The organism is Solimonas soli DSM 21787 (assembly GCF_000474945.1).
Lineage (GTDB): Bacteria > Pseudomonadota > Gammaproteobacteria > Nevskiales > Nevskiaceae > Solimonas > Solimonas soli.
Window position 1 is genome coordinate 23,568 of sequence record NZ_AXDW01000025.1, and the last position, 12,494, is coordinate 36,061.

General features: G+C 67.6%; 10 protein-coding genes. 8 read left to right on the forward strand and 2 right to left on the reverse strand.

The genetic code is table 11. From position 1 onward, the window contains the following. The first annotated feature begins 58 nt into the window (after positions 1-58). The 6 genes from K344_RS23070 (at position 59) to K344_RS0111450 (ending at position 6,745) form a co-directional block, all read left to right on the forward strand. The gene (locus tag K344_RS23070) at positions 59-1,897 is read left to right on the forward strand and encodes a DAHL domain-containing sensor histidine kinase (protein ID WP_051362155.1); all 1,839 of its coding nucleotides are present in this window, start codon (positions 59-61) and stop codon (positions 1,895-1,897) included. A 25-nt stretch (positions 1,898-1,922) separates the two neighbouring features. Beyond that, positions 1,923-2,867 carry a response regulator gene (locus tag K344_RS21385; RefSeq protein ID WP_043114381.1) on the forward strand — a complete coding sequence of 315 codons (945 nt, stop codon included), beginning with the start codon at positions 1,923-1,925 and terminating at the stop codon, positions 2,865-2,867. 245 nt (positions 2,868-3,112) lie between these two features. Then, positions 3,113-4,234, forward strand: a complete 1,122-nt coding sequence (locus K344_RS0111435; RefSeq protein WP_028080779.1) for a DUF1214 domain-containing protein — start codon at positions 3,113-3,115, stop codon at positions 4,232-4,234. Beyond that, entirely contained in the window at positions 4,231-5,406 is a 1,176-nt protein-coding gene (locus K344_RS0111440) for a sulfotransferase family protein (protein WP_028080780.1), read from the forward strand. The genes K344_RS0111435 and K344_RS0111440 overlap by 4 nt, the downstream gene beginning before the upstream one ends. A 146-nt stretch (positions 5,407-5,552) precedes the next feature. Further along, positions 5,553-6,338 carry an SDR family oxidoreductase gene (locus K344_RS0111445; protein ID WP_028080781.1) on the forward strand — a complete coding sequence of 262 codons (786 nt, stop codon included), beginning with the start codon at positions 5,553-5,555 and terminating at the stop codon, positions 6,336-6,338. Positions 6,339-6,487: 149 nt separating this feature from the next. Next, a complete protein-coding gene (locus tag K344_RS0111450; protein ID WP_157622879.1) occupies positions 6,488-6,745 on the forward strand; it encodes a hypothetical protein in 258 nt (85 codons plus the stop codon). Positions 6,746-6,767: 22 nt separating this feature from the next. On the opposite strand, the gene K344_RS0111455 is transcribed toward K344_RS0111450, so the two are convergent. Then, positions 6,768-7,754, reverse strand: coding sequence for a flavin reductase (locus tag K344_RS0111455; RefSeq protein WP_028080783.1), 987 nt, complete (start codon positions 7,752-7,754; stop codon positions 6,768-6,770). Between the two features lie 87 nt (positions 7,755-7,841). Next, entirely contained in the window at positions 7,842-9,764 is a 1,923-nt protein-coding gene (locus tag K344_RS0111460) for a DUF1302 domain-containing protein (RefSeq protein WP_245586197.1), read from the reverse strand. Positions 9,765-9,966: 202 nt separating this feature from the next. Here K344_RS0111460 and K344_RS0111465 point away from each other — a divergent pair, with 202 nt between their 5' ends. Together K344_RS0111465 and K344_RS24445 are read left to right on the forward strand one after the other, a co-directional pair. Continuing rightward, positions 9,967-11,391 (forward strand): WS/DGAT/MGAT family O-acyltransferase, encoded by a 1,425-nt coding sequence (locus K344_RS0111465; RefSeq protein ID WP_028080785.1) that lies wholly within the window; start codon positions 9,967-9,969, stop codon positions 11,389-11,391. Positions 11,392-12,253: 862 nt separating this feature from the next. Further along, positions 12,254-12,494 (forward strand): hypothetical protein (locus K344_RS24445; RefSeq protein ID WP_211234528.1); only part of this gene is annotated, 241 nt, incomplete at its 3' end.

Here is a 12,494-nt window from a genome sequence, read left to right on the forward strand (position 1 = left end):
GCGATGCCGGGTCCAGGGATGACCGGGGGATGACCGGGATGTCAGGGGAGACGCGGAAATGAAGCTGAGATGGACGCTGCCGGCGCTCGCCGCCGTGCTGGCACTGGCGGGACTCGCGTTCCTGCTCCGCATGACGCAGAACGTCGACACCACGCTGCACAACGAGCGCCTGGCCCTGCTGCGCAGCGCCGACAATCTCGACATCGCGCTCAACCGCGCCTTCACGCAGACGCGCGCCAGCTCGCTGACCGACGCCGCCGCCGACCGCTCGAAGATCACCGCCGAGCTCGGCGCCACGCTCGATGCGCTCGACAAGGGCCCGAAGTCGCTGCGCGGCCTGAGCCGCGCGCTCGACCAGCGTCTCGATATCTTCCTCGACACCATCGACTCCAAGTTCGAGCTCGGCTTCGACTTCGAGGCGCGCAGCACGCTGCTCACGCAGCGCGCGATCAACGCGGTCGACGCGGTGCCGGGCCGCATCGCCGACACACTGGCCCTGCTGCCGGCCGGCGCGGCGGACGATCTGCGCACGCAGCTGACGCAGCTGCAGACACAGATCATCAACTACGGCGTGACGCCGACGCCGACCAACGAGCCGGAAATCCGCGCGACGCTCAACGCGCTCGACACGCTCGGCGCCGCGCAGCCGGACGCGGTGCGCCAGCGCATGGCCGAGCTGCGCGCGCTGATCGAACCGCTGCTCGCCGACAAGGGCGAGCTGGTGCGCATGTATCGCGACTTCCTGTCGCGCCCGACGGCGCCGCAGCTGGAAGCCGTCGAGCAGGCCTACCTCGGCTGGTACGAAGGCCAGCTCGCCGAATCGAACCGCTACCGCCTGCTGCTCGCCGGCTATGCCGGCGTGCTGCTGCTGGTGCTGGCCTGGCTCGGCCTGCGCCTGCGCCGCAGCTACCGCGAACTGGACCGCGCCAACGCCGAGCTGTCGCACGCCAACGACCATCTCGAAGACGAGGTCGAGAAGCGCACGCACGAGCTGTCGGCGGCGCTCGACGAGCTGCGCGCCTCGCAGGCGCAGCTGATCCAGTCGGAGAAGATGGCGTCGCTCGGCCAGATGGTCGCCGGCGTCGCGCACGAGATCAACACGCCGCTCGGCTACGCGCGCAGCAACGCCGAGATCGTGCGCACCGCGCTGGCCGACATCCGCCAGCTCTGCGGCGCGCAGCAGAAGGCGCTGCAGCTGCTCACCGACGAGGCGGCGCGCGAGGAGGACGTCGCGCATGCGCTGTCGACGGCGCAGGCGCTCGGCGAGTCCATCGACGCCGGTGCGCTGACCGACGATCTCGACGGCCTGCTCGCCGACACCGACCACGGCCTGTCGCAGATCGGCGAGCTGGTGGCGAGCCTCAAGGACTTCTCGCGCGTCGATCGCTCGCGCAGCGATCTGTTCAACGTCAACGACGGCCTCGAATCGGCGCTGAAGATCTGCAACAACCAGCTCAAGGGCCGCGTCGAGGTGATCCGCCGGTACGGCGCGCTGCCGGCGATCGAGTGCTCGCCCTCGCAGCTCAACCAGGTCTTCCTCAATCTCATCACCAACGCCAGCCAGGCGATCGGCGAGACCGGCCGCATCTATCTGCATACGCAGGCCGAAGGCGACGGCGTGGCGGTCCGCATCCTCGACACCGGCAGCGGCATGAGCGAGGCGGTGCGCGCGCGCATTTTCGAGCCGTTCTTCACGACCAAGCCGGTCGGCAAGGGCACCGGCCTCGGCCTGTCCATCGTCTACCGCATCATCGAAGACCACGGCGGCCGCATCCAGGTGCGTTCGGCGCCCGGCAAGGGCAGCGAGTTCGCCATTCATCTGCCGCTGCGGCAGCGGCGCGCCGCCACCGACGGCGCGACACAGGCGGCCGACGCCATGGAAGCGGTCGCCGCGTGATTCCCTCCCCCGACAAGGACGCCGAATGAGCGAGTCCCTCCCCGCCAGGGCCCGCGTGCTGTTCGTCGACGACGAACCGCGCGTGCTGACGACGATGCGCATCCTGTTCCGCAGCCGCTACGAGCTGTTCTTCGCCGAAAGCGGCAGCGCCGCGCTGGAGCTGCTGAAGACGCAGCCGGTCGACGTGATCGTCAGCGATCAGCGCATGCCCGGCATGACCGGCATCGAGCTGCTGCGCGCGGCGCGCGAACTGAATCCGCAGGCGATGCGCATCCTGCTCACCGGCTACTCCGACCTCAATGCCATCATCGGCTCGATCAACGAGGGCGAGATCTTCCGCTTCGTCAACAAGCCGTGGTCGAACGAGGACCTGACGACAACGGTGGCGCGCGCCGTCAGCGCCGCGCGCGCCACGCAGGCCGTGGCCCGCAGGAGCGACGACGCTCCGGCACCGACCGCCGCCGCCGCGCCCGGCGTGCTGGTGCTCGACGACGATCCGCAGGTGCCACCGAAGATCCAGGCGATTCTCGGCGGCGATTTCCGCGTGTTCGGCGCGCGCACCATGGAAGACGCCGTCGGGCATCTCGAGCGCGAGCCGATCGGCGTGGTGATCTCGGACACGCGCGTGCAGGACAACCCGGTGGTCGCGCTGATCGGCACGCTCAAGCAGCATCGCCCCGAGCTGGTCTCCGTGATCCTCACCGAACGCGCCGACGCCGGCAGCGCGATCGACCTCATCAACCAGGGCCAGATCTACCGCTTCATCACCAAGCCGATCCATGACAGCCAGTGCAAGATCGCGGTGAATTCGGCGCTCAAGCAGCACCAGCGTCTGGCGCAGAGTCCGGAGCTGACGCAGCGTTACGAAGTCGAGCGGGCGCCGCAACCGCCGCCGGGCAGCGTGCCGGCGAACGCCGGCCTGCTGGAGCGCGTGAAAACCTTGCGAAGCTGGGTGAAGCGCTGGGTGTGAGGGCCCGGCTGTCGGCTCGCGGCGGCCTTGCGCAATCCGGGCCTCGATTTCGCCTTGCGGCGACCGACCTCTCTTTGCTTGCGTAAGGAACAGTACCTGGCGCGACAGCGCGAAATCGGCGCCTCATTGGCAAAGCGCAGCGGAAGTCACGGCGCACCCCGCGCTCTCATGCAAACAGATGAAGCCCGGCCGCACGCGCCCGCCTACTGTCCGATGCTGAATCCGTCAGTGAGGAGAAGCCGGCGATGAGCACCGACAACCACGCCGTCCGCGACGTCGTATCCGGCGTCGTGTGGGACGAGTTCTGCGAGTCGCTGAAGCGCGCCGGACAGCAGATCCTGCGGCCCGAGGCGCCGAGCGATCCGCTCGATCGTGCCGAGGGCTGGCGTTATCTGACACGACTGCTGCGCATCGGCCTGGAGATGCATCTCGAGTTCGCCGATCCGGATTTCCCCGGCTTTTTCCTGCCCTCGCACGAGACCGGCAAGATCGGCGCCGACAATCCGGACAATGCCTACGCCTTCGCCAAGATCAGCGGCCGCAACGAGTATGTGATCCGCGGCACGCGCGGCACGGTGTTCTACCTGTCGATGCGTTCGCAGAAAGGCGGCTACGAGACCAACGGCAAGATGGAGGAGACCGGCTTCGTCGACGCCAAGGACCTGCACTATGGTCCGAACGGCGAATTCGAAATCCAGGTGAGCGCCAACAAGCCGGCGAAGGGCGACTGGCTGCGCATCGAGCCGGACAGCAACGCCATCGTCGTGCGCCAGACCTTCCTCGACCGCAAGGCCGAGAAGCCGGCGACGCTGTCGATCGCGCGCGTCGGCAGCGACGCGCAGCCGGCGCCGCTGTCGGCCGAGCGCATCCAGGCCTCGCTGCGCAATACCGCGAACTTCGTCAACGGCACGGCGACCGTGTTCGCCAACTGGGCGCAGAGCTATCTGCCGCACAGCAACGAACTGCCGCCCGCCGATCAGGCGGTCTGCCAGGCGACCGGCGGCGACCCCAACATCTTCTACTACCACTCGCACTGGAAGCTCGCGCCGGACGAGGCGCTCGTCATCCGCATTCCGCGCATTCCCGAGTGCCGCTACTGGAACCTGCAGATCAACAACTGGTGGATGGAATCGCTCGACTACCGCTATCACCGCATCCACCTCAACAGCCACGGCGCACGGCTCAACGCCGATGGCAGCTGCGCGATCGTGCTCTCGCATCGCGACCCGCGCCACGCCAACTGGCTGGAAACGGCCGGCCACGACAACGGCACGATGTGCATGCGCTGGGTCGGCGCCAGGGAAGCCGTGCACCCGACGACGCAGGTCATCAAGTACGGCGAACTGCAGAAGGCACTCGCGGCATGAGCAGCACGACCTTCGTCGCCGATGCGCTGATCGCCGATGCGCGCGCCGCCGCCGGCGGCCTTGCCGACTTCGGGGCACCGCCCCTGCGGCCGGCGCTCGACGAGCTGTGCGCGTCGCTCGATCGCGAAGCGAAGCTGTCCGACACCGGGCGCTACCTGTTGCGCCAGAAGATCGTCACGCAGCTCGCCAACCGTCTGCGCATCGAGGACTACTTCGCGAAGCATCCGCAGATCGCGCAGGAACAGATCGCGGCGCCGGTCGTCATCGTCGGCCTGCCGCGTACCGGCACCACCAAGCTGCATCGCCTGCTGTCGCGCGATCCGCGCTTCTACTGGATGTCGTTCTGGGAATCGCAGTTTCCGGTGCCCTTCGACGGCGAGACGCTGGCCGAGCCGGCGCTGCGCATCAAGGAAGGCCGCGCGCTCTGCGAACTGATGACGACGGCGATGCCCAAGCTCGCCGCCATCCATCCGATGTACGCCGACGAGGCCGACGAGGAGGCGATGCTCACCGAGCATACGCTGATGTCCTCGTTCAATGCCTATGCCGACGTGCCCGCCTACATGCGCTGGCTCGATGCGCAGGAGCAGACGCCGGTCTACGAGTTCCTGCGCCGCGGCCTGCAGTTCCTGCAGTGGCAGAAGCGCCAGCGCGGCATCGTCGCCGAGCGCTGGATCCTGAAGGCGCCGCATCATCTGCTGCGCATGGATATCGTGCTCAAGGTGTTCCCCGGTGCACGGGTGATCCAGACCCATCGCGACCCGCGCCAGAGCATCCCGTCGATCGCCAGCTTCATCCACGCGCTGTGGTGCATCTACAGCGAACAGGCGAGCGAGCTGCGCGCCGGTGCCGAGTGGAGCCTGCTGATGCAGCGCGCGCTGAACCACGCGATGAGGGTGCGCGAGCGCGCGCCGCGGCAGTTCTTCGACGTGCAGTTCCGCGACACCGTCAAGCGGCCGATGGAGGTCGTGCGCGAGATCTACGCCTGGCTCGGCCTGCCGCTGCCGGCCGACGCCGAGCGCGCGATGCGCGAGTGGCTGGCCGCCGACGAGAAGGCGCACCAGGGCGGCCACGGCTACACGGCGGCGCAGTTCGGGCTTTCCGATGCGCAGCTCGACCGCGACTTCGCGGCGTACCGGGCGAAGCACATCGAGGCGCCGGCCGCGGCTTGAAGCTTTTGTTCCTCTCCCCTCGAACGAGGGGAGAGGTCAGGTGAGGGGCCGCCTGATCGAGCGTCGCGGCGAGTGACGCCCCCCTCACCCCGACCCGCTCCCCTCGTCCGGGGGGAGCGGGAGAACAACAACGAGAGGAGAGAGAAATGCTGCTGAAGGACAAGGTCGTCGTCGTTTCCGGCATCGGCCCGGGACTGGGTGTGAAGCTCGCCATCGAGGCGGCGCGCGAAGGCGCGCGTGGCGTCGTCGTCGCGGCGCGTTCCGCCGACAAGCTCGACGACGCCGAGGCACGCATCCAGTTGCTCGGCGTGAAGACCGAGGTCGTCAAGCAGACCTGCGACATCACCCAGCGCGCGCAGTGCGATGCGCTGGCGGCGCTGGCGGCGAAGCGCTTCGGCAAGGTCGATGCGCTGGTCAACAGCGCCTTCGTGCACGGCGAGATGGACTTCGCCTCGACCGCCAATCTCGACGGCTGGCGCGAGGTCATCGACACCAACCTGCTCGGCACGCTGCGCCTGACGCAGGCGACGATTCCGCACATGGGCAAGGGCGGCGCCATCGTCATGATCAACACCATGGCGGTGCGCAAGATTCCGCCGCTCGGCGAGGCCGGCTACGCGGCGTCGAAGGCGGCGCTCGCCAATTCCGTGAAATGGCTGGCGCGCGAGCTGGGGCCGAAGGGCATCCGCGTCAACAGCGTGCACATGGGCTGGATGTGGGGCGCGCCGGTGCGGGGTTACATGGAGTGGCAGGCCAAGGAGCAGGGCGTGCCGCTCGAACAGCTGAAGGCGCATATCGCCGCCGACATTCCGCTCGGCGAGATTCCGACCGACGACGACTGCGCGAAGGCGGCGCTGTTCATGGTGTCCGACTATGCGGCGGCGGTGACCGGCGCGGCGCTCGACGCCAACGGCGGCGCCTACATGCCCTGAGCCGCAGAGCGGCGGCGCTCCCGCCGGGGGCGCCGCCGCGAGCCGCACGGAAAAGATCATCCACTTCCCGTGGCGCGATGCCGCCACGCCGGCCGATGCCCGGGGAGCGCCCTGCGCGGCAACTCGCGCCGCGTTTGGCCGCGGCCGGCGTGCATGCCGCCCGTCTCAATCTCGGCGACGACGCGGTGCGCGACAGCGAGCCGCTGCGCCGGCGCGTGCTCGCGCCGCAACCGGACGCGCCGGCGATCGGCACCATCGTCGAAGAGTGTTTTCCGCGCGAGGCGCTGCATGATCTGTGCGTCTTCTTCGACGCGGCGGGCGACGAGACGCGCTTCAAGGCCAACCTCGAGCGCATGATGACGAGCGTGCACCGCTTCATTGATCCGGGCACACGATCGACGTGCTGATCAGCAGCCGGTGCCGGCTGCTCTAGGACGCCTTCTTGTGTTCCTGCGGCGGCGCCTGCCAGATCGCGGCGGCCGTCGGGTCGATTTCGCCAAGCAGGCGGTTGAGCAGGGATTTCAGCACCGGCGCATCCGGGCCGAGGCGTTCGAGCACCTGTGATTCCAGGGCCTTGGCGCGCGAGATCAGGTCGAGCGCGACTTCGCGGCCGCGCGGCGTCAGCTCGTAGGCGATGCCGTCCGCGGTGCGCGCGGCGGCGAGGCCGTTGCCGACCAGCGAATCCAGCGCCTGCTTGCGACGGTCGTCGAGCACGCCGGCCATGCCTTCGGCCAGCTCGCTGTCGGTGATGACGGGCTTGAGCGTCAGCGTCGACAGCACGTAGAACTCCATGTCGCTGAGGTGCTGCGCGTCGAGCGCGGCGCGCAGCTGCGCGAAGAAGCGGAAGTGACTGCGGCCGAGCAGATAGCCGAGGAAATCCTCCGAGAAGCTGCCGGCCAGATGCGCGGCGCGCGGCTTCACGTCCGGTGCGTCGCGCCGCGTGGCGTGCGCATAGCGGCCGCCGTGGAAGACCAGCGGCGCGGTCTCGGTGCGGTCGAAGGCGAGCACCTCGCCGACGAAGATCAGGTGATCGCCGCCCTCGTACTGGAATGCGGTGCGGCACTGGAAGCGCGCCATGCAGCCGCGCAGCAAGGGCACGCCGCCGGTGCCGCTCTCGACGTCGAGGCCGGCGAACTTGTCGATGCCGCGCGTCGCGAAGCGCGCCGACAGCGATTCCTGGTCGGTGGCGAGCACGTGCACCGCCCAGTGTTCGGCCTTGCGGAAGGCGCCCAGGCTCGCCGAGGTGTTGGCGAGGCTCCACAGCACCAGCGGCGGATTCAGCGAGACCGAGTTGAAGCTGTTGGCGGTCAGCCCGAGCGGCACGCCCTCGGCGGTGCGCGCGGTGATGATGGTCACGCCGGTCGTGAAGGCACCTAGCGCCTTGCGGAACTCGACGGGATCGAAGCTCTGCGTCATCGCCGCCCCGAGGCGCGGCGCGCGTCAAAAGAACCCGCGCGGCCGAGGAGGCCGACCGCGCAGGTCGCGACCGGCCACGTCGCCGGCTCAGAAGTTGTACTTGACGTTGAGCGTCGCATAGTCGTGATCGACGTATGGGTTGGCGGCCAGGGTGGTGTCGTTGATGGTCTTGCCGGCGTCGCCGAAGAACCAGTTGTAGCCGAGGCCGATCTGCGTGTTCGACAGATACGTCATCGAGAAGCCGAGGCTCGCGCGCATGTCGCCGTCGCCATAGAGCGCGCCGAAGGCGCCGGCGATGGCCGGATTGTTCTTCAGGTAGCCGAAGGTGATCGGCATGCTGAAGTCCCAGCCGGCCATGATGTTGTGCTTGGTCGGGATGAGCAGCGCCTGGATGCCGTAGGCATCGCGATCGTAGATCAGCTTGTCGCCGTCGCCGACCGGGATGATGCCGGGCGAGGACTCGACGCGATCGACGTCGATCATGTGCAGGTACTGCGCCTCGGCGACGAAGGCCATGTCGTCGAAGAACAGGCGCGGGTTGGTGGCGTACAGCGCCGACAGCAGCAGCTGGCCGCTCTTCGAGCGCGAGTACACCGGGCTGACGTGGCCGGAGATCAGCGTCTCGACGCCGGTCGGCGCGCCGTCGCGGTAGTTCAGTTCGCCGGCCACGTTGAAGCCGCCGAGCACGGTCGTGAAGCTGGCCGCGGTCATGTGGATGCCCGGTTCGTACTCGACGTTGTACGACACCGGCACCATCTGGTTGATGATCTGCGTGGTGACCGGCGTGCCGCCGGGCAGGAAGCCGAACGGCGCGTAGCCGACGTTGAGGCGCACCGACGGGTTCGGGTCGTGGTAGCGCAGGTGATAGAGGCCGACGTTGGTCACCGAGGTGAGCTGGTAGCGCAGGCCCAGGCCCCACTGCCCGAAGTTGCTCGGCGCGAGGTCTTCTTCGCGATACGTGTAGATGTAGCGCGGCGCATTGGCGAGGCGGCCGATCGGTGCGAGCAGCACGTTGCAGACGAAGTTCTCGGCGGTCTGGCCGATCGGCAGCTGACCGCTGTTGCCGATGTGCAGATTGGTGATCAGGCCCTGGCAGCTGCCCGGCCCGCCGTACAGCGGATTGGCCGAGCCGTAGACGTAGCGGGCGCCGGGGCCGACGACGTCGGCCGGCGAGAAATAGTCGCCGACCGGGAAAATCTCGTTCGGGCGGAACTTGAACTTGTAATAGCCGAGCACGCTGAGATCGTTGGTCACGGCGGCGTTGAACGACAGCTGCGGCGTCGGCAGGAGAATGTCCTTGATCTCCGTGCCCGGCACGAAGGCCTTGGTCGCATCGGCCTGGCTCTGCGCGCTGGCGATGCCCGACATGAACAGGCTCTCGCCCCAGGCGACCAGCTGCTGGCCGAGGCGCACGTTGATGCTCGACACGTCACCGAGATACCAGGAGCCGTAGACGTAGGCCTCGAGCAGGCGCGCGCGTTCGCCGTCGTAGTACTTTGTCGCCTCGGTGAACTTGTTGTAGTGCGGATCCGGATAGTCGTCCGGCGGGTTGCCCTTGTTGACCGTCAGCGGCGAGTCGTTGGCGTTCTTGCGATGATAGACGTCGTCGTAGAAGGCCGAGCCGCTGAGCACGGCGCCGAAGTCGCCATGGTTGAGGTGCACTTCGCCGTAGGCGCTGAGGCGGTTGTGGATCAGGTCGCCGCGGTCGAAGTTGCGGTTGCCGTCGTCCGAGTTGATCGACTGCGACAGGCCCTGGCGCTCGAAGCGGAAGACCTGTGCCGGCTGGCCTTCCGGAATGTCGGGGAACAGATAGGACTGGAATTGCTCGACCGGCGCGTTGATGAGACGGTTGTCCTGCTTCTCCGTGCGCACGGCCAGACCATAGTTCATGGTCATCTTGTAATCGACCGTGGTGTCGCCGCCGAGATCGAACGAGCCGGCCCGCGCCGCGCCGCCCGCCATGATCGCCACCACCGCACACGCCCAGACGCTCCGCTTCCCTGTCGACATTTTTTTCATCGATTCCGCGTACGACTTGCGCCGCCGCTCCTCCCGCTATTTATAGGTATTCCGCGGCGCTAACGTAGGGGCAAGCCGGCGGACGAGCCTCACCCGAAATGATTACATTGCGGGGGCGTGCTTCCGACATGATGAACACGTCGCGCACGAGGCGCCCGCAGAGGCACCATCGAACATGTCGGGGGAGAAGGTGATGCGCTATCTGAGTCCGGTCGATGCGGCGTTCCTGCAGATGGAGTCACCGCGCACGCCCATGCACGTCGGCGGCCTGCTGACTTTTCGCCTGCCCGACGATGCGCCGGACGACTACCTGCGCACGCTGTTCGCCGCGATGCGCGCGCAGGCACCCGGCACGCCACCGTTCAACCTGCGTCTGGTGCGCAGGCGGCTGCAGAAAGTGGCGCCGGCCTGGGAGGAGGCGCACGACATTGACATCGACTATCACCTGCGCCACTCGGCGCTGCCGTTTCCCGGCGGCGAGCGCGAGCTCGGCGTACTCGTCGCGCGCCTGCATTCGCATCCGCTCGACCTGCGGCGGCCGCCGTGGGAGGTAACGCTGATCGAGGGCCTGGAGAATCGCCGCTTCGCGATCTTCTTCAAGGTGCACCACTGCGCCCTCGACGGGCTCGGCGCGCTCAAGCTCGTGCGCCGCTGGCTGAGCACGGATCGCCGGCAGCGCGGCGCGCCGGCGCTGTGGGCGCTGCCGAAGCGGCCGCGGGACGACGCCGGAGCGGAGGCGGCGCCGGCCGGCGCGCTCGAACAGCGCTTCGCCACGGCGCGCACGCAGCTGCGCGCCAGCGCTGAACTCGTCGCCGCGCTGCGCCGCATGGCACGGCCGAGCGAAAACCCGGAAGGCGGCATCCTCTCCGCACTCGCGACGCCTCGCTGCCTGCTCAACAGGCGCATCACGCCGCAGCGCCGCCTCGCCACGCAGCTGTTCGCGCTGAACCGCGTCAAGGCGCTGAGCGCCGCGACGCGGGCGACCATCAACGACGTCTCGCTGGCGCTGATCGCCGGCGCCGTGCGCCGCTATCTGCTCGAGCTCGGCGATCTCCCGCAGGCGCCGCTGATCGCCTCCGTGCCGGTCGGCCTGCCGCGCAGTGACGGCAAGCCCGGCAACGCCGTCGCCGGCTTCGTCGTGCCGCTCGGCACGCAGCTCGACGATCCGCTGGAGCGCCTGCGCGTCATCCGTGCCATCACACAGCGCACCAAGGAACAGCTGCGCGGCATGTCGCCGGAAGCGCTCGGGCAGTTCACGCTGCTCGGACTTTCGCCGTTGATCCTTGGCCAGCTCGCCGGCGTGCTGCCGCACCTGCCGCCGATCTTCAACTTCGTCGTCTCCAATGTCGTCGCCTCGAAGGAGCCGCTCTACTACGAGGGCGCCGAACTGGAGGCGATGTATCCGATTTCCGTGCTCTTCGACGGTTACGCGCTCAACGTCACCATCATCGGCTACGCCGATCGCCTCGCCATCGGCTTCACCGGCTGCCGCGATACGCTGCCCTCGCTGCAGCGCCTCGCGGTATACAGCGGCGAATCGCTGCAGGAACTGGAACGGTCGGCGGGCATCGCGACGGCGACGAAGGCACCGGCGCGTCGGCGCAAGCGCAAGGCATAGATCCGGTTCCGCAGCGCCCGGCGATCGAGATCGGCGTCCTTGACGCCCAGCCAGACCCCTTCCATCAGCCGCATGCCGCTGCCGTGCAGCAGCCGCGCGGCAAGGCCGCGGCATCGGGCATGCGCCACCGTATCGAAGCGATTTCCCTCCAAGAGAGCCCTGTCCGCAATCACCTCGGCTTGCGGACCCGCATCACCCCTTCGAGCTGACCCGGCGACTGATCCGGAACCTCGTGGTACAGGAACAGACGGCCGCCAGCGCCCGGTTCCGCGCGCCGGCCGAATCGTTCCGTGCGTCGCCATACGCACCAGAAACGCTTCGAACTCCAACTGCCCCAACTCGCGCGAGCGTCGCTTGCCGTGAAAACGGACGAAGCGTTTAATCTGACTGCCCTGGCTCCCAGATTGGCAGACATGTCCGATTTCCTTGGCAATGCGGACGGCTTGTCACTCAATGACTTGGAATAACTGTGACCAAATTATCATCAACAAGCGCCAGTTTATCGGACAATCCCGTGTCGTCTAATTGTAGTTGGGTGTTGCTGCGGCGGTAGTTGTCACCGGAGAGTTCGGAGCCAGCATGAGCGCGCCATTCCATCTTCACCGTTCTGGCGCATCTGCTGCTTCAAGCGTCGCAGCGTTTCATCGGCTTCAAGCTTCGGTGTGGCGCCGCTCTCATTCTAGAAGCGCATCGCTCTTGCTAGCGGCGCGGGCTTCGGCAAAGCTCAGAGCATCGGCGTCGCTCGGCACCATCACAAAGCGGGGGCTTTCGTGAGTTCCATCGGGCAGCACACCCAACTAGCGTTTCCAGCCGACGTGTCCGCCTTCGGCGGCCACGCGGCTGAAACAGGGCGTTGGGCACCATGAAAGCTCACGCGATGGAGAGTCTGATTTTCATTGAGGCGGTGGTACTCGCCGGCCCCATTACAGCGTTCGTCGCATATTCCAGCATCCTCGCTGCCGTATTCGGCCTACCCACGTTGGTTTGGTCGTTTGGCGCTCCTGGTCGCTTTGAACCAACCTTTGCGGCAGTGCTTTGCGCCCTGCCGCTTGGTGTATTTGCGCTCGTCCACCTTTGGTCTCTCACCCGTAGCACAGCCAAAG

What these genes read in the sequence shown, in the direction of transcription:
- K344_RS23070 (WP_051362155.1), top strand. Translation starts at nt 59, where the DNA reads ATGAAGCTGAGATGGACGCTGCCGGCGCTCGCCGCCGTGCTGGCACTG.
- K344_RS21385 (WP_043114381.1), top strand. Translation starts at nt 1,923, where the DNA reads ATGAGCGAGTCCCTCCCCGCCAGGGCCCGCGTGCTGTTCGTCGACGAC.
- K344_RS0111435 (WP_028080779.1), top strand. Translation starts at nt 3,113, where the DNA reads ATGAGCACCGACAACCACGCCGTCCGCGACGTCGTATCCGGCGTCGTG.
- K344_RS0111440 (WP_028080780.1), top strand. Translation starts at nt 4,231, where the DNA reads ATGAGCAGCACGACCTTCGTCGCCGATGCGCTGATCGCCGATGCGCGC.
- K344_RS0111445 (WP_028080781.1), top strand. Translation starts at nt 5,553, where the DNA reads ATGCTGCTGAAGGACAAGGTCGTCGTCGTTTCCGGCATCGGCCCGGGA.
- K344_RS0111455 (WP_028080783.1), bottom strand. Translation starts at nt 7,754, where the DNA reads ATGACGCAGAGCTTCGATCCCGTCGAGTTCCGCAAGGCGCTAGGTGCC.
- K344_RS0111460 (WP_245586197.1), bottom strand. Translation starts at nt 9,764, where the DNA reads ATGTCGACAGGGAAGCGGAGCGTCTGGGCGTGTGCGGTGGTGGCGATC.
- K344_RS0111465 (WP_028080785.1), top strand. Translation starts at nt 9,967, where the DNA reads ATGCGCTATCTGAGTCCGGTCGATGCGGCGTTCCTGCAGATGGAGTCA.